Genomic DNA, 19,589 nt, shown 5'->3' with positions numbered 1-19,589 from the left:
TACAAATACTGCATGGTCGCGCCGAATTTTGGGCCGTATGGTCGAGGCAGGATGCAGGTGCAGATGGCAGGGCTAAGCCTAGTTTTAGGCACTGTCCAAACCGTCCCTCCCCGCACGGGCACCCCAACGAACTAAATCTCCCAATAGGAGTCCTATGGAAAACGCCCAATTCCGCCAAGTAATTCTTTCACTCAGTTGCAGAGACAGGATTGGAATCGTTCATGCTGTCTCTGGGTTCCTGGTATCCCACGGCTGCAATATTCTTGCCAGTCAGCAGTTCGACGACAACGCAGAAGACAGATTCTTCATGCGCGTGCAGGTGTCCTGCCCAGCGGCCCTATCCGTTGGCGACCTGAAAAAAGCTTTTCTCGCTCTGGCCTCCACATTCGAGATGGAGTGGACGCTGGTTGATGCCGCCGATCGGCCCAAGGTTGCATTGCTCGTTTCCAAAGCTGAGCATTGCCTCAACGACTTACTCTTCCGTTGGCGCTCCGGACAACTTAAGGTGGATTTTCCGTTCATCGCCTCAAACCATACAACTCTCCAGCAAGTTGCAGACGCTCATGGCATCCCGTTCTTCCACATTCCAGTGACACCGGAAACCAAGCAAGAAGCAGAGGAAAAGCTCCTGGCTCTCCTGGCAGAACATCACGTGGATCTAACCGTTTTAGCCCGGTATATGCAGGTGCTCAGCGACGACCTTTGCCGCGAACTTTTCGGCAAGGCCATCAATATCCACCATTCATTTCTTCCCGGATTTAAGGGCGCCAAGCCCTACCACCAAGCATTTGACCGCGGGGTAAAGCTCGTCGGGGCGACGGCACACTATGTCACGGCCGAACTGGACGAGGGACCCATCATTGAGCAGGAAGTCCTCCGCGTCGGACATGAATACAGCCCAGCTCAACTAGCAGTGACAGGTCAGGACGCAGAGCGACTAGCACTGTCCCGGGCTGTTCAGTGGCACGCCGAACAGCGAATCCTCCTAAACGGCCACCGCACCGTCGTTTTCAAATAAGCACAACCATCCCGTGCCTGGGTCGTGCACTGACCTGAGCAGAAAAGAGGCCCCTAATGGACAGGCTTGTCGACCGCACAATCAGCGCGACGATGTTTACGGATACTTCTCACGACCCAATGCCGACGCACGTGCGGACAGTTGTGGTCGGTGGGGGAATCATAGGTGCAAGTATTGCCTATCATCTTGCAGCTGCAGGTGAGAACGACACTCTGCTCTTGGAAAGCAATGTCCTGGGCAGCGGCACGTCTTGGCATGCGGCAGGACTGGTCACAGGAGCCCGCGGCACCACGACTATGACGAAACTGGCCAAGTACGGTTTGGACTTTTACAGCCAGCTCGAGCAGATGTCAGGTCTGGACGTTTCATTTCAACGTTCCGGTTCCCTTAGCGTTGCGCGGACCGCTGGCCGCGTTGATGAGCTTCTATATGCAAAGGACGTGGCCGACCAGCAGGGGATACGGACTGAATGGCTGAGTCAGGACCGTTACGAGGAATTGTGGCCCCTGGCCTCCTCCTCAGGAGTCGCCGGAGCGCTCCTGCTACCTGACGATGGTCATATCAATCCCGGACACGCAACAGTGGCTCTCGCTAAACTCGCGTACGGCCTGGGGACCCAAATACGCGAAAACGTATCCGTCCAAAAAATCCTTCGCCAGGGTGATCTCGTCGTCGGCGTGCTCACGGACCAAGGAATCGTACACTGCGATCGATTGATTCTGGCATGCGGTTTGTGGACTCGGGATCTCGCGGCCACTGCCGATGTGAAGGTCCCCTTGTACGCTGCCGAACACATCCATGTCCGATCCGCAGAGATTGACGGGGCTGTCGCTGAACTGCCCGTATATCGGGACCTAGACAACAGCTACTACATCCGTCACGAGGCAGGGAGGCTCCTGGTCGGTGCATTTGAGCCTGACGGGCTTCCAAGGCCGCTTAAGGAAATCCCATCCAGCGGTTTCGCCGAGTTCGGGCCGGAATGGGAACACTTCGCTCCGATTAGAGCCAAGGCCGAAGCGGTAGTGCCGGCTCTTGCTTCAGCGGGATTCGATCGATTTCTGAATGCCCCGGAGAGCTTCACTCCGGATGCCAACTTTGCCGTGGGCGAAACCTCAGAACTTTCTAACCTCTTCGTCGCAGCGGGTTTCAACTCTCAGGGCATCATCTTTGCTCCCGGCATCGGCAAGGAGTTGGCCGAGTGGGTCATTTCAGGAACGCCCGGCTTTGACTCATCCTCGGTCGACGTACAGCGCTTCGCGGAACACCAAAACAATCGCAAGTATCTTAATGCACGAACCAAAGAGGGCCTGGGACGGCTGTACGCAATGCACTGGCCGAACCTCCAAATGGAGACGGGCCGCAACGTTCGTCGAACGCCCCTTCACGGGCGTCTGGCTGAGCTCGGTGCCTGCTTTGGTGAAGTAAACGGCGGCGAACGGGCGAACTGGTACGGGGACCCAGGAACGTCTCCCAATTATGACTACAGCTATGGACGTCCGACCTGGTTCGACCGCGTAGCCGAGGAGCATGAAGCGGCGCGTGAGGGTGTGGTCCTTTTCGATCTGAGTCCATTCGCGAAGTTCGAAGTTGCGGGCCCTGATGCCCTCGAAGTTTGTCAGATGGCAGCAACAGCAGACGTCGACGTTGAGACTGATAAAGCCGTCTATACGCTCTTCTTGAATGATCGAGCGGGAATCGAACTGGACGGAACCATCACTCGTCTCGGCCGTGACCGGTTCCTGATCGTTACGCCATCGTTCACGCAGCAAAAGACGGCCGCATACCTCAAACGAGTCGCACGGGGAAAAGCAGCCGCAGTGTTTGACTGCACGGCGGCTCTGGCAACCATCGGAGTCATGGGGCCCAAGAGCCGAGAACTTCTTAGCAGGGTTTCCCCAGAGGACTGGTCCGACGGGGCACAGAAATACACCCACGGACGCATGGTCGAAATTGCCGATGGCTATGCCTATAGTCTCCGCGTTAGCTTTGTTGGCGAATTAGGCTACGAGTTGTATCCGAGCGCCGATATAGCAGTGAACGTACTGGATGCGCTGTGGGAAGCAGGGCAGGATCTGGGAGTGAAAATGGCCGGCTATCACGCATTGGATTCACTGCGCAGCGAGAAGGGATTCAGGCACTTGGGCCACGATATCGGGCCTATCGATGATCCGTATTCGGCAGGCCTTCGTTTCACGATCTCCATGGACAAACCGGGAGGCTTCGTGGGCAGGGACGCCCTCCTGAAGCTCGATCCTGCAGCGCCTGACCATCGGACAGTGTATGTGGCCTTGGAAGATCCGGATCCAGTGTTCGTACATGACGAGACGGTCTACTGCAACGGCCTTCCCGTGGGACGCATGACGAGCGGCAGCTATGGCCACACCTTGGGACGAGCAGTCGGAATTGCCGCTATTGACCCTGGCGTAGACCTCTCGGGTGACTTTGAGGTCAAGTGTAAGGGACAGAATTACCCCGCGAAGGTCTCCCGGCGGCCGTTTTACGATCCCAAGGGCGAACGACTCCGCGGGTAGAGCCGCGTCCTTCAAAATCCCCTGAGATGAACTCAGATGTCGACAGGGCGGCTTATGGACAGCCGGAGTCTCACACGATCATTGAATGGAAGGCCCATGGCTAAGGACGCGATGCAAAAACCGGAGGGCCAATTGGCGAACACTGGCAAAATCCTTGACGGCAAGGCAACAGCTCTTGTCGTAAAAACTGATCTCGCAAGTCGCGTTGCAGCGTTAAAGGACCTTGGCAAGACGGTTGGGTTGGGTACAGTTCTCGTCGGCGATGATCCGGCAAGCCATTCATACGTGACGGGGAAGCACAGAGATTGTGCTGAAGTGGGAATTGCATCCATTCGTAGGGATTTACCGTCCACAATTTCTCAAGGGGAATTGGAGAGCGTACTGGATGAGCTGAATGAAGATAGCCGAACCACAGGCTACATAGTTCAGCTGCCGTTGCCCCCGCACATCGACCAAAACGCTGTCTTGGAAAGGATAGCCCCTCAAAAAGATGCTGACGGTCTCCATCCGATCAACCTTGGAAGACTCGTACTGAACGTCAGCGGGGATCTTACTTCTCCTCTGCCCTGCACCCCTAACGCAATCGTGGAGCTGCTGACCAGACACGGGATCTCTCTCAATGGTTTGGAGGTGCTTGTCGTCGGTCGTGGAGTGACAGTTGGTAGGCCCCTGGGTCTGCTGCTAACACGGCGCGCGTGCAATGCAACTGTCACTTCAGCCCATACCGGATCCGTTGATCTGCCTAAGCTGCTTAAGCGTGCAGATGTTGTCGTGGCCGCAGCCGGGGTACCGGGTATGGTGCAAGGCAAAAACCTCAAACAGGGGTCAATCGTCTTAGACGTCGGAGTATCGCGGAACACTGATGCCAGCACCGGCAAGGCCGTCCTTAACGGAGACGTTGCTGCCGACACTTTGCGTGTTGCCTCCTGGATCTCGCCCAATCCCGGCGGAGTGGGTCCTATGACGCGGGCGATGCTCCTTGCCAACGTTGTTGAGGCGGCCGAACGGGACCTTCTTCTTAAATGAAATTTCGGAACGCGTGCGGGACGGTGGCGGTTCGGGCAGTTCGTTGCGAATCACGTTGGCGAAGCCGCGGAACGGATCAAGCGCCAAGGTTTTGATGCCTGCCGTAAATTCCCCTCCCTGTTCTTTGAGCCAGTCCGTGTAGGCCTTACCGGAACGGCCCGGAACAAGGTCCAGCAACTTGGCGTGGACCACACCTTGGGGTCGCGGACGTGATCCATGACCCTGGTGTCCATACCAGCGCCAGGTGGTCCGGTATGGGATCAGACGGGCTCGTCAACGCCGAGAGCGTCCACTCCTGTCAGCCTGCCGGCCGTTGTGATCCGCCGGGCGGCTTCTGCCTTGATGGCGTCCCAGGCAGTGTGCCAGGAGACGCGGAGCTGGTGGGCCAGGGCGGAGACCGAGGTGTCGAAACGCTGCAGGCCGTCGGCCGCCCATGTCACGGTCCTGGCAGTGAGTTCTGCCCGGGGCCAGGCCAACTCGTGCTCTTCGGTGAACGCGGTTCTTGGGCGATCCGGGTCCGGGCACCGCCAGACTCGCTTGGCCCGGAGCAGTCGCACCGGACGGCCGAAACACGGGTGTCATGGAGCCGGACGGTCGGCGGCCATGCCCGATCGCGACGATGCCGCAGTCCGGACTGCCACTGACAGTTTGTGCTGTCTCCACGCGCAGAACCAGGCCGGTCCCGGCCGCTGTGACAGAGCAGACGTGGATACCTTCCACATCAAGAAGGGCGTCGGCCCGCTCGCACCGCCCGGGCAGGAAGTAGCATTGGGCATAGCAGGGTCACTTTGTTATTTGGAAGCTTGGTCGCTGCCAATTCAAAGTTGCACCTGAGCTCTCGCCTCCGCACCATGCCGCAGCGTCATCAGAACACACTCCCGGCACTGGCGTCAGAGGTCCCAACCACGCTCATCTGTGAAGGACCAGTAATGTGCCCGGAGCGAGTAGTACTGTTTGGGCACCTTGATCAAGGCCAATGCTAGGCGTTGACACTTCCCGGGCCTGTCTCTGACCGTCCGTTCGTTGAGTGGCCCTTTATGGCGCTCAGGTGACAGGACTGGTTAAAGTGCCTATTCCCCCGAGGCTGATTTGAACGCGATCTCCCCGGCTAATAGCAGCGAATGTCCCCGGTGCACCCGTCATCACGATGTCGCCAGGCTCAAGAGCCGTCCAACGGGTGACGTATACGAGGCAGTCCAGCACGCTCGTGGGTAGGTTGAAGGACCCGGAGTCGGCTACAACTCGGCCGTTCACGCGGACAGTGATGCTGACTTTGTCAGGATCACTGATTTCTGTTTCAATCCAGGGTCCAAGAGGTGTGTAATTTACCCCGGCTTTGGCTTGGAAAAGTTTCTCGTCGACAAGTCCCTGGTCCGCGTTTGTGACATCGTTTGCAATCGTGTAACCCAGCACATAGTCCATCGCAGATTCGGCAGTTAATCCGACAGTGCTTTTGCGAATAACTACTGCCAGCTCCCCCTCAGCGTGTACTGCACCTGCGTCTTGAACCGGGTGAATATGATCACCCGGGTTCGCAAGCGTATGGACTGATTTGTGCCATGCCTGCACGGGGAGCGGATGTTTTTTCCCCGGGGGGTTGTGACTCATTCCAATGAGCACGGAGGGAAGAACGGGAACAAGTAGCTTCGCCCCTTCCGCAGGCGTAACTTGACCTGTAAAGGATATGACCTTGGCAAACGGGTCAGTCAGGTGGTGCCACTTGCCGTCCCGCAGCACTGCATGCTGAGGGCCTGCGTTCGTTTGTATCCTAGCGAGCCGCATTATCCACTCGTTCCGTCGGCCAGTGACGCCGGCAGTCGTTTAGTTCTCATACGGGTCGTTGATGCCGATGTACTGGGTGGTGGTGTATTCGGCGATGCCTTCGGTGCCGCCTTCGCGGCCGAGGCCGGATTGTTTGACGCCGCCGAAGGGGGCTGCGGCGTTGGAGATGATGCCCGCGTTGAACCCGACCATCCCGAACTCGACTTGTTCCGCTACGCGGAGGAGGCGGTTGAAGTCTCGGCTGTAGAGGTAGGCCGCCAGCCCGTATTCTGAAGCGTTGGCCAGTTCGATGGCGTCCTGTTCAGTGGTGAAAGTGGTGACCGGCGCGACAGGACCAAAAATTTCTTGGCTGAGGATCGCCGCATTGTTAGGGACATCGGCAAGGACAGTGGGCTGGTAGAAGTAGCCTGGCCCCTCCGCGGGGCCCCCACCGACCAAGGCGACGGCCCCGGCATCGATGGCAGCTTTGACGAGGGCGTGGACGTCGTCGCGGGCACCGTCGTCAATCAGCGGGCCGACCTGGGAAGTAAGGTCAGTGCCGCGGCCGGTGGTGAGGGCGCCCATCGCGCCTGCAAACTTCCGAGTGAATTCCTGAGCCACGGATTCGTGGACGAGGAACCGGTTTGCAGCGGTGCAGGCCTCACCCATATTCCGCATCTTCGCCGCCATGGCACCTTCTACAGCTTTGTCCAAATCTGCATCTTCAAACACGATAAACGGCGCGTTGCCGCCCAATTCCATTGAAGTCCGCAGGACATTTTGCGATGCCTCTGCCATAAGGCGCCTGCCGACGGGAGTGGACCCCGTGAACGAAAGTTTCCGCAGGCGCGAATCTTTCAGCAGCGGTCCAGATATCTCTGAAGCCGATGATGAAGAAACAACGTTCAAAACCCCGGCGGGAAGACCGGCCTCCATCATGGTTCGGGCGAAAAGTTGTGAAGTCAGGGGTGTCAGCTTGGCGGGCTTGAGAACCATCGTGCAGCCAGCGGCGATTGCGGGAGCAACCTTTCGCGTAGCCATCGCCAAGGGGAAATTCCACGGGGTTATCAGCAGGCATGGTCCTACGGGTTTGTGCTGGACCAGGATTTTGTTCTTGCCCTCGGGGGTGGTGAGATAACGGCCATAGTCCCGCACGGTTTCCTCGGAGAACCACCGCAGAAATTCAGCCCCGTAAGCGACCTCTCCCCGGGCTTCCGCGAGTGGCTTGCCCATTTCCAACGTCATCAACAGCGCGAAGTCCTCCGATCGTGCTGTTACTAAGTCAAAAGCACGGCGTAAAATCTCGGAGCGCACTCGGGGAGCGGTCCGCGCCCACGAGGCTTGCGCCTCGCAAGCTGCGTCCAAAGCGGCAACAGCATCCTCGCTAGTGGCGGAAGCCAGAGTGGTCAGGACCTCCCCGGTAGCAGGATCACGCACATCGAACGTGCCGCCGTCGGACGCGTCGAGCCACTGGCCGCCAATCAGCAAGCCCGTCGGCACAGACGCGAGCAGAGATGCTTCGCGCTCTTGGGGAGTGGTGGGCAGCACAGCTGATTCAACGGTCATTTGTAGTCCTCAAGAGATTGATTTGTAAGCGATGATTGCCCTGCGGGCACTGCACATGGCGCGGAGGGAGATTAATTCACGAAAGACGTGAGTCTGCGGCCAAGGTGCGCGGAGCGAGACAATCGGGGCCGCGTGCATAAAAAGGCCTTCACGCTCGGAGGTAACCAGTGAGCGTTAGATGTGCGGTAAATATCCAATGTTGTTTCTCCACAGATCCCGTTCGACGGTAGTCCTTGGCGTAATGTCCGTCGAAAGACGGACACTGAACGTTTTTTGATCATGACGCGTGACAACAATCCCGTGATTTGAAGTGTGGAGCGCGTGCACCATTGCCTCGTTGACCACGGCGCTGAGTCGTTCTTCCATCTCATATCGATGATCTACGGTGATGACCTTGTTGTAAGAGCCTATGTGCGCTGCCATGCCAAGGTTTCCTTCCGAAGCGGTTCGCGAGTTTCCGACCAGGCAATCTTTCAGACATGAGAGCGCTTCTTGTGGGATCTGTTGTTTCAGTATGAACTCGAGCAACAGTTCACGGCCCTACGCCTGTAGCAGTGAGTATGAAGCCGCGAAGGGTGGTCCGCAAACAGTTCTTGCGGATGACTTCGGTGCATATTTTGTACTTGAGTCTGAATTATGTCTTCCCTGCGCCTGTAAGAACTGTCTGCAGGACAACCGTATTCTTTTGTCTTTAAGCTCCGCGGCCGCTCTTGTCCCTAGAGGTTTCGTGCCAGGACTACGCAAGAACTGTCCAAGAGTACAAAAACGGCAGTTATTTCTCGCTTTCGCACGATTTTCACGGTGAACCAAGCGGCCTAGCCTGAGGTGGAAGCAGCAGATGCAATCTGTCTGCGCCCCTGAACAAACGAAAAGGAGATGGCTGTATGGGCCGCATAGGGATTCTTGGTGCCGGCCTGGCTGGGCTGGCAGCTGCTACAAAACTTGCCGAAGCCGGAGAGCACGTCACAGTATTCGAAGCCCGCGACCGCCCCGGCGGTCGGGTGTGGTCCGAAACGCTTGACACGTCAACCGGCTGTTATGTCATAGAACGAGGTGCGGAATTCGTTCTTGACGGCTATACCTCAATGCGACGGTTGCTTTCCCAGTTCGGGCTTCGCTTGGTTGATACTGGCATGAGCTACTACGTTCGTGAGCCCGGCGACGTGCCTGACATCACTTGTGATGACATTATTCGTACCGGGCGGGAAGCGCTGCAACTAGCCAGTAGCAGCGGCCTCCAAGGGACCGCCGAAGCGCTGCTGGCCGACCTGCCCGACGAGCCGGAACTAGTGGACGCCCTTCGTGCCCGCATAGAGATCTCGACGGCGGTGAGCGCATCAGAGGTTACGGCGAAATCCTTGCAGCATATTGCATCGTTCGAACCCAAACCCAGCTGGCGAGTGGCTGGCGGCAATCAGCAGCTGCCCGACGCCATGGCAGGTGCACTTGGGGATGCAGTCCGCTATGGCGAAACCGTGAAAGCGGTTGAGAACATTAGTGACGGGGGCGTTCTCGTCACCACTGATGGCGGCACTTCGGTTTTTGATGCCGTAGTTGTCGCTCTTCCACTGGCCGTAGTCCGCCACCCCCAGGTGACACTGCCCACGAACGAAGCGCGCGACTCAGCCTTGAAGTACGTTCTTCAAGGTCATGCTGCAAAACTGCACCTCCCTTTGGAAACTCAGCCCACCACAAGTGCTGTCATGTCGGTGGAAGGCCGCTACTGGACTTGGACGGCCACTGATGAATCGGGGGGAGTGGTCCCAGTCCTAAACGCCTTTATGGGTTCCTCATCAGCAATATCCCGCGCCAACCTTACGCAACACCCGGAGGAGTGGGTTGCTAAGGCGCGAGCACTCCGGTCCGATCTCACCATCCCAGAGGACGCTTCCGCGCTGACCACTATATGGTCTCAAGATCCGCTGGCTGGTGGGGCATATGCCGCCCACGCCCCAGGTGTAACGGCCGCTGGAACGGCTCTCTTGGAGAAACCGGTTGGAGATGTTTTCTGGGCCGGCGAATATAGCGAACCGGAATTTGTTGGCCTAATGGAAGGAGCTATACGCAGCGGCGAGCGGGCAGCAGGACGTATCATTCAGCGCCTTCAAGCACGTTCGCGCAACTCAGATTCCGAAAGAACCAAAGCATGAGCACCGTACTTAACGCTTCTTCAGCGCACTGGCCAAAACCGGTCCCGGTTGCTTCCGAACGAATCATCCAGGGGACACCCGCCGCGAGCACTGTCGTGTTATTCACCGATGACAAAACGGAACTTGGGTTGTGGCGGGTCAGCCCTGGTGAGTTCACCACCGTCCATCAGGGATACGAGGAATTTATAAGCGTTCTCGAAGGAGAAGGCCAACTGACTCATGATGACGGCTCGCTGATCACGCTCAAACCCGGAACAGTCCTAATTCTTGAAAACGGTTGGAGCGGTCGATGGAGCATCGACAGCACTCTTGTTAAGTCCTATGCCACAGTTCGAGTGTGAACCAGCAAACGGGCAAGCACGCATCCCGGAAGGCTTTTACACCCGGGCCAAAGCGAAAGACGTTTACATCCATCGTTCTACAGAAGGTCTAGACGTGAACAAGCACTCGTCACACCCGTTCAGTCCCAGGTTTTGCCCCATGCGGTCAACCGAGCATCGCGCGCTTTACTTCCGAGATCGGCTGTTCGCGGCCGGCTGCATGTCCGCGGAGAAATCCAGCGACGCGGACCTTCCTGCGTCACTCTCGTGGACGCCCGCTGCAAATCGCAGTCCGGAAGTGCACGATCTTCTTCCCTGGCTCGGGTGGGTCACCGAATAAACCGGCCTCCGGACAAGTCTGGTCACAGTCTCCGCATATAACTAAAGCTTGCCCAGGATGACCTCGAGTTCAACGAAATCCCCATCAAGAATCTCCCGCTCTATAGCTATGACTACGACGCCGATTTCTCCCCGGAATGCCTGGCGCTGAAGCGTGCTATCGAAGCATCCGACGGTATGCCGGGGGTCATATATTGCCAGTGGTGCGTACAGGCGAGGACTGCGATGTCGCCTCGACATGCACGAATACATATGTTAGCGGCCATGAAAAACTGCCCATAGGCGGCCACGAAAATGCCCACTGACGGCCAGTAGAACTGCCCATCGGTGACCATGAGATCTGCCCACTTCCTCAACTGAACCTGCCGCGTCTTCAGCGGCGGGGGCCTCTCCCCGGGATTTGATGACGGTGTCTAGTCGCACCAAATGTCGTCCCAGGAAGAGGCCCTGTATGAAGCATGACGGAGAAATCATGGAAATTCTTGCTGCCTACGATCTGACCGGATCGTTGCGCGCCACGGCGGAACTCACGGGCTGCTCGCACCACACTGTAGCCAGGCACGTCGCCGCGCGGGACGCCGGCCGGCCAATTGCAGAACCGGCGCCCCGGCCCAGGGTCACGGACGCTTACCTGCCTAAGATCGAGGAATGGGTAGAGGCGTCCAAGGGCCGGATCCGCGCCGATAAAGCCCACGAAAAGCTGCTCGCCCTAGGCTATGAGGGGTCCGAGCGGTCCACGCGCCGGGCGATCGCGCAGGTCAAGGCCGCGTGGCGGCTCGGACACACCCGTGTGCACCGGCCGTGGATCACCGAGCCTGGGATGTGGCTGCAGTACGACTTCGGCGACGGGCCACGGATCGGCGGCGTAAAAACCATTCTGTTCGTTGCCTGGCTGGCGTTCTCAAGGTTCCGGATCGTGATCCCGTTGCGGGACCGGACCGCGCCGAGCGTGTTCGCAGCCCTCGACCGGTGCTTCCGGATCCTGGGCGGGGCACCAACGTATGTCCTGACCGATAACGAGAAAACCGTGACAACGGCCCATGTCGCAGGGGTTCCGGTGCGGAACCAGCAGACCCTGGACTTCGCCCGGCACTACGGGGTCACCGTGCTGACCTGCCAGCCCGCGGACCCTGCAACGAAAGGCGGAGTCGAAGCGTCGGTGAAACTGGCCAAAGCCGACCTCGTGCCCACCGACACGAACCTGAGGCCCGGTTACGCTTCCTTTGCCGAGCTGGAGGCCGCCTGCGAGGCGTTCATGGACGAGGTCAACAACCGCGAACACCGGGCCACCCGACGTAAACCCGCAATGGTTTTGGCGGAGGAAGCGGCCCGGCTGCACCGGATCCCGGAGACCGCGCACACGGTCGCGTTCGGGCTGGCCCGTATAGTCCCGGAGAACACCCCGATGGTCTCCTTCGAGAACGCCCAGTACTCGGTGCCGTCGCATTTGCTCGGCGCGAAGGTGTTCGTCCGCTCCCACGGCACCGGCCCTGACGAACAGGTCATCATCGTCCACCACGGCCCGACCGGCCCGGTCGAAGTCGCCCGCCACGGCCGGGCAAGGCCCGGCAGTCCCGCGGTCATCGAGGAGCACTTCCCAGGGACCAGTACCAGAACCCCGGGCGACTACGCCGTGAAGGCACGCACCGCCGGTGAAGCCGAGTTCCTGGCCATCGGCGCCGGCGCCAAGACCTGGCTCGTGGAAGCCGCGGCTGCAGGAACAGGCCGGATGAACATGAAAATGGCCGAGGCCGTGACCCTGGCCAAGATCGCCGGGACCGAGTCCGTGGACCGTGCCCTGGGAGACGCCGCGCTGCACGGCCGGTTCGCCCACGGCGACCTGCCCTCCATCCTGAACGCGAACATCCGCCGCACCACCACCCACGCCGCTAACGAAACCAGGTCCCTCACCCAAGGCACCAGCGCCTGGGCAGGCCTCGGCGCCGAGCCGTCCAGCGCCCCCGCAAAGGAGCAGAGCCGATGAGCCCGGTCACCACCACGAACACCACCGCCCCGGCCCTGCCGGCCGACCTCGAAGCACTGATGCGGCAACTGAAAATGCCCCACGCCCGGGCACTGGCACCGGAACTCATCGCGACCGCCCGCGCCCAGCGCTGGGAACCAACCGAGATCATCAAGGCACTGTTCACCGAAGAAGCCGCAGGCCGGGCCCGGTCCATGCTCGCCACCCGACGCAAGGCGGCAGGCTTCCCGACCGGCAAAACCTTCGACGCCTGGGACCCCGCGGCCTCGTCGATCCCGGCGCCGACCCAGCAAGCGCTCCGGACGCTGGAATGGATCACCCGACGCGAGAACCTGGTCGTCTGCGGGCCCTCCGGCACCGGGAAAACGTTCTTCCTCGAAGCCCTCGGCCAGCAAGCCGTCGAAGCCGGGATGCGCGTTGCCTGGTTCAGACTCGAAGACCTCGGCGCCCTCATCCGCGCACACCGCACCGACGACAGCGTCACCAAAGCCGTCGCCCGGATACTGCGCGCGGAACTCGTCGTGATCGATGACATCGGGCTCCTGCCGGTGGCCACCGACGCCGCCGAAGGACTCTACCGGGTCGTGGACGCCGCCTACGAGAAACGCTCCGTCGCGATCTCCTCGAACCTGCACCCCGCCGGGTTCGATGAACTGATGCCCAAAACCCTCGCCACGGCAACCGTGGACCGGCTCCTGCACCACGCCCACGTCTGCCAAACCAGCGGCGACTCGATCCGCCTCACCCAGGCCCTCGCCGGAAAAGGAGTCACCCAACTGAACTAACACCACCCGACAATGGCCAACCCCGCCGAGAACCTTCAGTGGGCAGATCTGTTGGCCATCACCGGGCAGTTTTACTGGCCACCGGCGGGCACTTTAAATGGCCGCCCGTGGGCAGGAACTAATGGCCATTGACATACATACTTGCTCAGTTAGGCGTTAGTGCGGCCAACCTGGCGATCGGTGCTCACAAGGAAACTCCAAAGCAAGAAGCACCAAAACCTACACACATTCCTGCGGTATGTCGTTTTTTAGCGGGATAGCTTGTCCCGATCCGGCTCCGTATCGCCGATGTGCCCGGCTGTGTTTGCCGCCAGGACTCGGGCGACGAAGGCGCCGGACTCGTCCATGTAGTGGCGTAGGAACTTCGCCGTGCGTTCATCCTTGACTTCGCCCCGTTCCTCAAATACTTCGATGTCATATGAACGTACGCTTCAGGCGAATTCAGTTGGGATGCGTCCAGGATGCTGCGGAAGGACGACTGCATCACTGCTGTGCCGATGCTTCCGGGAGAGGTCCCGATGATTCCCGTGGGTTTACGGGCGAATGAATTCTTCCCCCAACGACGAGAACCACAGTCGATAGCGTTTTTAAGGGCTATCGAGAATGGAACGGTTGTATTCGTGAGACACGAAGAGGATCAATTCCAGCGTCGTGGCGCTCCTCACCTCCGGCATGGCGAAGGTCCGCTCATCCCGCCGCTAAGTTGGTCCGGCTTACTTGGTATCGCTCTCCAAACGAACGTATCCTAGGAGGCCGCGACAACCCTGGCCAGGACCGATCAAGGGAGACGAACTGGGCTTGACCTTTGTGGTTAATCGGGAACACGACTCCGCGTTTCGCTTTCGCAACAACAGGATTGCCAGTTCACCTTCTACAGCCTTCAAAGCACTGATCTTGCCGGGCCGCGTGGCCCCGACATTCCTCTGTTTCCTAGGTGAATCGGAACCTCCGCGCGCCGAACTCAATCTGCCATCCCACCTTTGGCCCCCGCTTACGGCAGAGAGTGGATCGTAAAAGATGACATCAAAGCCGTGCCGTCCAGTTGTCACGCCCGCAGGGAGGGGCGGCGCTGGAATTGCTGGTGTCACCCAATCGGGGATCCTTGCTCGGTAGTTCATTCCGTGCTTTCCTTTTCAAGCTCTTTAGCCAGGTCACGGCCTTTCCGATCTTGCCAGTCGGTTCCAGGAAATTCATAGACGATAACCTTGTGGCAGCCATACCCGGAAACCCTCATCGCCGTAGACGGCTATGCGTCCGCGGCCGCCGTCAAGCCAGACCCAGAAGACCGATGCATCTTGTGTAACGACATCCACTTCCCCGGAGACCGCCGGCTCACTGTCCCGCTGAACGATTACATAGTGACCTTCCTCCAGCTGGGCCCAGTCGGCGGCCAAGAGCTCTTCGCCCTTCTCGTGCGCCTTGGGAAAAGGGACTCCACAGTTATCCCGAGGTCCAACGTCAATACCCATCGTCGGCCGTGCGTCTACTAACGCGGCAGCTGCATCCGCCCACATGGAAAAGAATGCAAGCGATGATATGTGAGGGAACGAGTACGCTTTCATGGCCTCATTCGAACCGGGAGCGGGGTTCTCGGAACCACTGCAATCCATACAAACTCCTATGTGGGGCACCGCCGTTGGCTGCCACTGAACAGTCCGGAGCCATGGCGACGGGAAGGCGATCGTCAAAAAAGCCAATTCTTAACCGAATTTAGCGTGCCTGTGACCCCCAAGGCCATGCAGTCAATGACTGAGAGGTCATTGCTTTTTGTACGCACGTACGGTTGCGCAGCGGCCAACGATACTGCCGTCGTCTATACAATCATTCCCACCTACACCCGAAACTACTTTACAAAGGACGGCCTCGCCGGGCCGCACCACAATGCTAAAGATCAGGGTCCAAGCCGTAGGTTTCCACACTGGCAGCCATGTACGGTCTGCGTGCTTCGCCGTTCCGGCCAGAGCATGCAATTGTTACTCGCCAAGGAACGCACTCGAAGCGTTAGACGTAGCGACACAAGGTGCGCGGCATTTTTATCAATTCACGACAATCGTGAACGGTCTGCCGGGCCCCATAGTTATCCGTGTCACTCAAGACGGCGCAGCACGGGCGTCTTCAGATCCATTAAGGAAAAGGAGAATGGTGAACTATGGCAGAAAGCGCAGCTAGTGCCAAGAACATAATGCGAAAGCGGCTGAAATGGACCGATGGCTTCGCCCTGACGATCGGGGTTATGACGACGGGTATTTTCACCTCTGTCGGATACACAATGGGTACGGTAGGCCTGTGGGGCATGATCGCTGTATGGGTAAGTGCCGCGTTGATCGGACTACTCCAGGTCATGCTGTTCACTGAAATGGCGCTAATGTTTCCCAACAAGACTGGCGGCATTGGCGTGTTCGCCCACGAGGCCTGGCGGAAGTATTTTGCACCAATTGGTCCGTTCTGTGTCTACGGATACTGGATGGCTTGGTCACTCGCGCTCTCGGCGGTCGGTTTGACCTTTGGCAATCTTGTGAAAGCACAGTGGTTTCCGGATACGGGAATCTTTTTTACAATCTTTGGTGTAGATATTGGTACTCAGCATTTTATTGCAGCAGGCGCAATCATTTTGGTGTGGATGCTAAATGTGTTAGGGGTCAAGCCAACAGTTCGTGTTTTGTGGATCCTCAACATCGGAGTTGTGTTTGTCCTGCTCGTATTCGTGGTTATGCCATTCATAACAGGACAATGGAGCGCGGAGAGCTTCACGTTCCATTTCTCGGGGGCATGGGGCGGCTGGAAGCTCGCTATAGCTTTGATGTACTTGGCAGCCTGGAGCGTATACGGTACCGAAATTATTGCGACTTTCGCCCCGGAGTTCGGTGATACGAAGCGGGACGTGCCCAAGGCGACTTCGTTCAACGGGTTCACAATGGTTGCTATTTATATCTTGGTGCCTATCGGTGCAGCCGGCACGCTCGGCGAGAACGCTATAGCCAATGATCCCATTGGCTACGCAGTGTTGGCTTTCCAGCACTTAGTCGGGCCAGCCTCGGGGTTCGTCACTCTAGTTGTCTGTGCATCAATGTTTGCCTCGATGACAGCCTCCAGTGGTGGCGCGGGACGAGCCCTCTTCGGACTCGCACGCGAGGGCATGACGCTCAAACAGCTGGACCATCTTGGCAAGCGAAGTGGCATGCCCGTGCGCCAGATGACACTGGACATGGTGGTCAATGTTGCGATGGTGTTCTTCCTTGGGTCAACACTGGCGGTACTATTCGCCAGCAACTTCGGATACCTCGTGTGCACAACATTCGCAGTCGCCGGGTTCGTGTTGCTGCGCAAGGACCGCCCAGACTGGCCGAGGCCGTTCAAGTTGCGATCTTACTGGGTGGGTATTGCCGCGGTCCTTGCGATAGTTGATGCTGTCATAGCCTTGGTCGGCTTCCTTAACCCGGATCTGGGGGGTTACGGGGACGCCAGCTCGATCTTCATCGCTTTAATCCTGCTTTCTTTCGGGCCTATCACCTACGTCATCAGGAAGAAGTTCCAGGATGGTGTGAAGCTGGTGCTCCGGGAATGGGTGCCGACTCACCCAGACGAAGAAGACCCGTCGTTCGAGGGCAAGGCAAAAGGTGAAACAACCACAAGGCCGGCGGCTGCCGAATCAAGCTGACCGAGGGTGAAGTTACTTGCATGTGCCGCATGGTTGATGCACGACGCGCAGGATGCGCCTCTTCCACGGGAGCATCGCTCGAAAAATTCGTAAGGGGCATTCCATGGTTGTCGTGACCAGTTCTGCATAGGGCGTGGACTAGCCTCGGCTCTAAGTGAGGCGCCGTTCTTAATCGCATGTTAGAAACGAGGAGGGTGCTCGAAGCCGCGACGTAGTGGTTATCCAAACCATAATTTGCCGAGCTAACGAGCACCCTTTCCGTTTCTAATCTCGCCAGCTTTTACGTGATGGTCCTGAGCTACGCCGAACACTAGCAATGGGTGACAGACATAACCCTTTCGGATTAAACCTTTTCGACTCTGGTTTCCTGGACATCACGGCTTCGAACAGGGGCTGATCACCCAGATGCAAGCATCAGATTAGCCCTGCCGTGATGCCTGAGCACGACCTCTTCGAGGTGCTCTCTCCAGTTGAACTGAAGCGCCGATAGTTTGCCCTTTTGTAAAGGTGGAAGAGAGTGATGGGTCCCTTGGATGCCTCAGCCACCGTGGGCTTGCTCCCTCGGGCCAGCGAAGGGTTCACCTGCGTCGTACTAAAATTGTTGGAGCAGTAGATGGAGCAATCGTCCCTGAACAGTAAGACGGCAGCCGGAGCGGCGCTGCTGGTTGCTATGAGCGCATGCGCCCCTGCCGGCGTCGACTGGCCTGTGCACGAAACGATGTCAATGGACATAGCCAGGGTTGTCGTGATTGGAGACTCGCTGAGTACCGGGTTGGGGACATCCCCACAACAGGCTTGGCCAGAACTCCTTAAGTCGGCACCCGGTTTCGACAAGCGTGCGGTTGAGATCACTAATGCTGCCGAGAACGGCAGCGGCTACATAGCCACGGGTGTTGATGGCGACACTTTCCACGGGGAAGTCCAGGCGGCAGTCACACCTTCAACCGATGTGATCTTGTTTTTCGGGTCAGACAACGACGCGGGGACAGATCCTGAGGAGCTCAAGGCGGCGGTAGCGTCAACGTTCGACGCCGCGTCGTCGCTGGCTCCCCAGGCCAGTCTCGTCGCGATCGGTCCGTTGACCGGGAGCGAGGGGCTGGATCAGGTGTTGGCCGCCGTGTGCCGTTCTGACGCTTCTGCCGTGCGCGATAAAGGGGTGAAATTCTTTGATCCCATAGCGGAGCACTGGCTCGGTGGCCGCGCCAGTGTGCTGCTCGGACCAGACGGCGAGCATCCCAGCGCCAAAGGACAGAGGTTCCTGCGAGACAAAATAGGGAGAATTCTTAGAGCCGCCCTATCCGACTGAAAGGCTCAAGGCGAAGTTCAGATTTACTGACAGTAGATCATGATGTTCTCAGATCACCGCCGGACGGTCGGAAGGGAAGAGGCTAAGCGGGTGAAACCCGGGAGTAGTCGAAGTACGCAAAGAAGTTGGGGCTAGACGGGATAAATTTGGGGCCGTGAGGAGCTATGCCCGCGTGCGCCTCAGAGGAGGCGTTAAGAACGAATGGGAAGCCCCCGTCCAACGTACGCGTGTGTGTTTCGCCTTGTCAGGCGCTTTCCACGTCAGGTTGGGGTGTGCCTTAGCCGGGCGAAGCCCGGGACCTTGAGCTAAGTCTTAGGACTTATGGATTCGGTTATACAAGAGAAGGCCTCCGGATTTGGACACCGGAAGCGCGTTCAATCGCATGGCCAAGGCGGTCATGGATGCTCGCCACGAGCCAGACAACGAGAGTTTCGAGTTGTTGAAGTTTGATTCGCTCCAGTTCTGGAAGATTACCTCCTAGGCCTCTCGAGACTTCGACGATGCGCTTCGGCGGCTTCTCGTCCGGGCGGGGGCAGCCACACTACGCTCTGTCTTCCGTCCTTCGGGTCGGGCATCCGTCCCACCAGACAGGCCACTTCAAGCCGCCGAACAACTCTGCTCACGTTAAACCGGCCCGTGCCGATGGCGTCTGCGATGTCCGTTGGACGGGCCGTGGTCCGCTAGATCAGTTGGTTGAGCAGCAAGAAAGCCGGCATGTCTCCAGGCAAGGGGCCCCCGCTCTGAACGAGAATGCTCTCGCGCACGGCGGTGGAATTCATTGCCCCGCCCATGAAGTAGGGGCACTGGGCTCACTACCACGTTCCGTAGGTCCACGCTCTCTTATGGTGCGCCGGAGCAACGCCTTGCAGCGCTGGCCTATGGCCGCATTCTTCAGTACGGCGAGGTGATGGGGATGGCCCCCGGAGCGGCGGGAGCGGCATCGCCAGGGCAATGGCACTCGGGCTTCGGGCATCCACCGGCGCAATGGTGTACACGCCGACCCGGGGGTGCTCGACCGCTGCCTTCCGGTACTAGGTGGGGGTCGGAGCACCAGCGCAGCGCGGGCTGGTCCCACTCCCAGGTGACCGCATGTACCGAGGACGGGCCCCGTTACCATGCGATTGCTGCCGGCCCCGGCGATCCCG

General features: G+C 58.7%; 13 protein-coding genes and 2 pseudogenes. 10 read left to right on the top strand and 5 right to left on the bottom strand.

All coding sequences use genetic code 11. The annotated features are described in order from the left end of the window. Positions 1 to 154 precede the first annotated feature (154 nt). The 3 genes from purU to ACIGJD_RS18875 all read left to right on the top strand — a co-directional run bounded on the left by purU (position 155) and on the right by ACIGJD_RS18875 (position 4,575). The gene (purU, locus tag ACIGJD_RS18885; protein WP_159630031.1) at positions 155 to 1,018 is read left to right on the top strand and encodes a formyltetrahydrofolate deformylase; all 864 of its coding nucleotides are present in this window, start codon (positions 155 to 157) and stop codon (positions 1,016 to 1,018) included. Positions 1,019 to 1,074: 56 nt separating this feature from the next. Continuing rightward, complete coding sequence (locus tag ACIGJD_RS18880; protein ID WP_159630033.1) at positions 1,075 to 3,549, top strand: GcvT family protein; 2,475 nt, start codon at positions 1,075 to 1,077, stop codon at positions 3,547 to 3,549. Positions 3,550 to 3,645: 96 nt separating this feature from the next. Next, complete coding sequence (locus ACIGJD_RS18875; RefSeq protein ID WP_483687502.1) at positions 3,646 to 4,575, top strand: bifunctional methylenetetrahydrofolate dehydrogenase/methenyltetrahydrofolate cyclohydrolase; 930 nt, start codon at positions 3,646 to 3,648, stop codon at positions 4,573 to 4,575. Positions 4,576 to 4,835: 260 nt separating this feature from the next. Here ACIGJD_RS18875 and ACIGJD_RS18870 read toward each other — a convergent pair whose 3' ends face one another. The 3 genes from ACIGJD_RS18870 to ACIGJD_RS18860 form a co-directional block, all read right to left on the bottom strand. After that, positions 4,836 to 5,015, bottom strand: a complete 180-nt coding sequence (locus tag ACIGJD_RS18870; protein WP_159630039.1) for a hypothetical protein — start codon at positions 5,013 to 5,015, stop codon at positions 4,836 to 4,838. Between the two features lie 604 nt (positions 5,016 to 5,619). Then, positions 5,620 to 6,312, bottom strand: a complete 693-nt coding sequence (locus ACIGJD_RS18865; protein WP_236560689.1) for a fumarylacetoacetate hydrolase family protein — start codon at positions 6,310 to 6,312, stop codon at positions 5,620 to 5,622. 84 nt (positions 6,313 to 6,396) lie between these two features. Continuing rightward, positions 6,397 to 7,902, bottom strand: a complete 1,506-nt coding sequence (locus ACIGJD_RS18860; protein ID WP_159630043.1) for an NAD-dependent succinate-semialdehyde dehydrogenase — start codon at positions 7,900 to 7,902, stop codon at positions 6,397 to 6,399. Between the two features lie 884 nt (positions 7,903 to 8,786). Here ACIGJD_RS18860 and ACIGJD_RS18855 point away from each other — a divergent pair. From ACIGJD_RS18855 to istB, 5 genes and pseudogenes are all read left to right on the top strand, one after another. Then, a complete protein-coding gene (locus ACIGJD_RS18855; protein ID WP_159630047.1) occupies positions 8,787 to 10,052 on the top strand; it encodes a flavin monoamine oxidase family protein in 1,266 nt (421 codons plus the stop codon). Further along, complete coding sequence (locus tag ACIGJD_RS18850; RefSeq protein WP_159630049.1) at positions 10,049 to 10,393, top strand: cupin domain-containing protein; 345 nt, start codon at positions 10,049 to 10,051, stop codon at positions 10,391 to 10,393. The genes ACIGJD_RS18855 and ACIGJD_RS18850 overlap by 4 nt, the downstream gene beginning before the upstream one ends. Positions 10,394 to 10,753: 360 nt before the next feature. Beyond that, positions 10,754 to 10,891: pseudogene (locus ACIGJD_RS18845) on the top strand (ACP phosphodiesterase); the annotation flags it as partial. Between the two features lie 271 nt (positions 10,892 to 11,162). Beyond that, on the top strand, positions 11,163 to 12,695 hold the full coding sequence (istA, locus tag ACIGJD_RS18840; protein WP_223993174.1) for an IS21 family transposase: 1,533 nt from the start codon (positions 11,163 to 11,165) through the stop codon (positions 12,693 to 12,695). Continuing rightward, positions 12,692 to 13,480: an IS21-like element helper ATPase IstB gene (gene istB, locus ACIGJD_RS18835; protein WP_440746075.1), complete on the top strand. Its 789-nt coding sequence runs from the start codon at positions 12,692 to 12,694 to the stop codon at positions 13,478 to 13,480. Before istA ends, istB begins: the two co-directional genes overlap by 4 nt. A gap of 248 nt (positions 13,481 to 13,728) precedes the next feature. On the opposite strand, the pseudogene ACIGJD_RS18830 reads toward istB, so the two are convergent. Next, a pseudogene (locus ACIGJD_RS18830) lies at positions 13,729 to 14,118 on the bottom strand (NADPH-dependent FMN reductase); the annotation flags it as partial. Positions 14,119 to 15,629: 1,511 nt separating this feature from the next. Between ACIGJD_RS18830 and ACIGJD_RS18825 the strand changes: the two are divergent. Both ACIGJD_RS18825 and ACIGJD_RS18820 read left to right on the top strand, forming a co-directional pair. Next, entirely contained in the window at positions 15,630 to 17,138 is a 1,509-nt protein-coding gene (locus ACIGJD_RS18825) for an APC family permease (RefSeq protein WP_159630053.1), read from the top strand. A gap of 613 nt (positions 17,139 to 17,751) precedes the next feature. Then, a complete protein-coding gene (locus tag ACIGJD_RS18820) occupies positions 17,752 to 18,444 on the top strand; it encodes an SGNH/GDSL hydrolase family protein (RefSeq protein WP_159630055.1) in 693 nt (230 codons plus the stop codon). 470 nt (positions 18,445 to 18,914) lie between these two features. Here ACIGJD_RS18820 and ACIGJD_RS18815 read toward each other — a convergent pair whose 3' ends face one another. After that, on the bottom strand, positions 18,915 to 19,067 hold the full coding sequence (locus tag ACIGJD_RS18815; RefSeq protein ID WP_483687501.1) for a hypothetical protein: 153 nt from the start codon (positions 19,065 to 19,067) through the stop codon (positions 18,915 to 18,917). Between the last annotated feature and the right edge of the window lie 522 nt (positions 19,068 to 19,589).

Source organism: Arthrobacter sp. E1SS-5 (genome assembly GCF_057073715.1).
The sequence above is the reverse complement of the archived record's forward strand: the minus strand, read 5'-3'. Positions and strand labels throughout refer to the sequence as shown.

Bases quoted from the DNA above. Each gene is read 5' to 3' on its own strand.
- ACIGJD_RS18855 (WP_159630047.1), top strand. From the start codon at position 8,787: ATGGGCCGCATAGGGATTCTTGGTGCCGGCCTGGCTGGGCTGGCAGCT.
- ACIGJD_RS18820 (WP_159630055.1), top strand. From the start codon at position 17,752: ATGGAGCAATCGTCCCTGAACAGTAAGACGGCAGCCGGAGCGGCGCTG.
- purU (WP_159630031.1), top strand. From the start codon at position 155: ATGGAAAACGCCCAATTCCGCCAAGTAATTCTTTCACTCAGTTGCAGA.
- ACIGJD_RS18880 (WP_159630033.1), top strand. From the start codon at position 1,075: ATGGACAGGCTTGTCGACCGCACAATCAGCGCGACGATGTTTACGGAT.
- ACIGJD_RS18875 (WP_483687502.1), top strand. From the start codon at position 3,646: ATGGCTAAGGACGCGATGCAAAAACCGGAGGGCCAATTGGCGAACACT.
- istB (WP_440746075.1), top strand. From the start codon at position 12,692: ATGAGCCCGGTCACCACCACGAACACCACCGCCCCGGCCCTGCCGGCC.
- ACIGJD_RS18825 (WP_159630053.1), top strand. From the start codon at position 15,630: ATGGCAGAAAGCGCAGCTAGTGCCAAGAACATAATGCGAAAGCGGCTG.
- ACIGJD_RS18850 (WP_159630049.1), top strand. From the start codon at position 10,049: ATGAGCACCGTACTTAACGCTTCTTCAGCGCACTGGCCAAAACCGGTC.
- ACIGJD_RS18860 (WP_159630043.1), bottom strand. From the start codon at position 7,902: ATGACCGTTGAATCAGCTGTGCTGCCCACCACTCCCCAAGAGCGCGAA.
- istA (WP_223993174.1), top strand. From the start codon at position 11,163: ATGAAGCATGACGGAGAAATCATGGAAATTCTTGCTGCCTACGATCTG.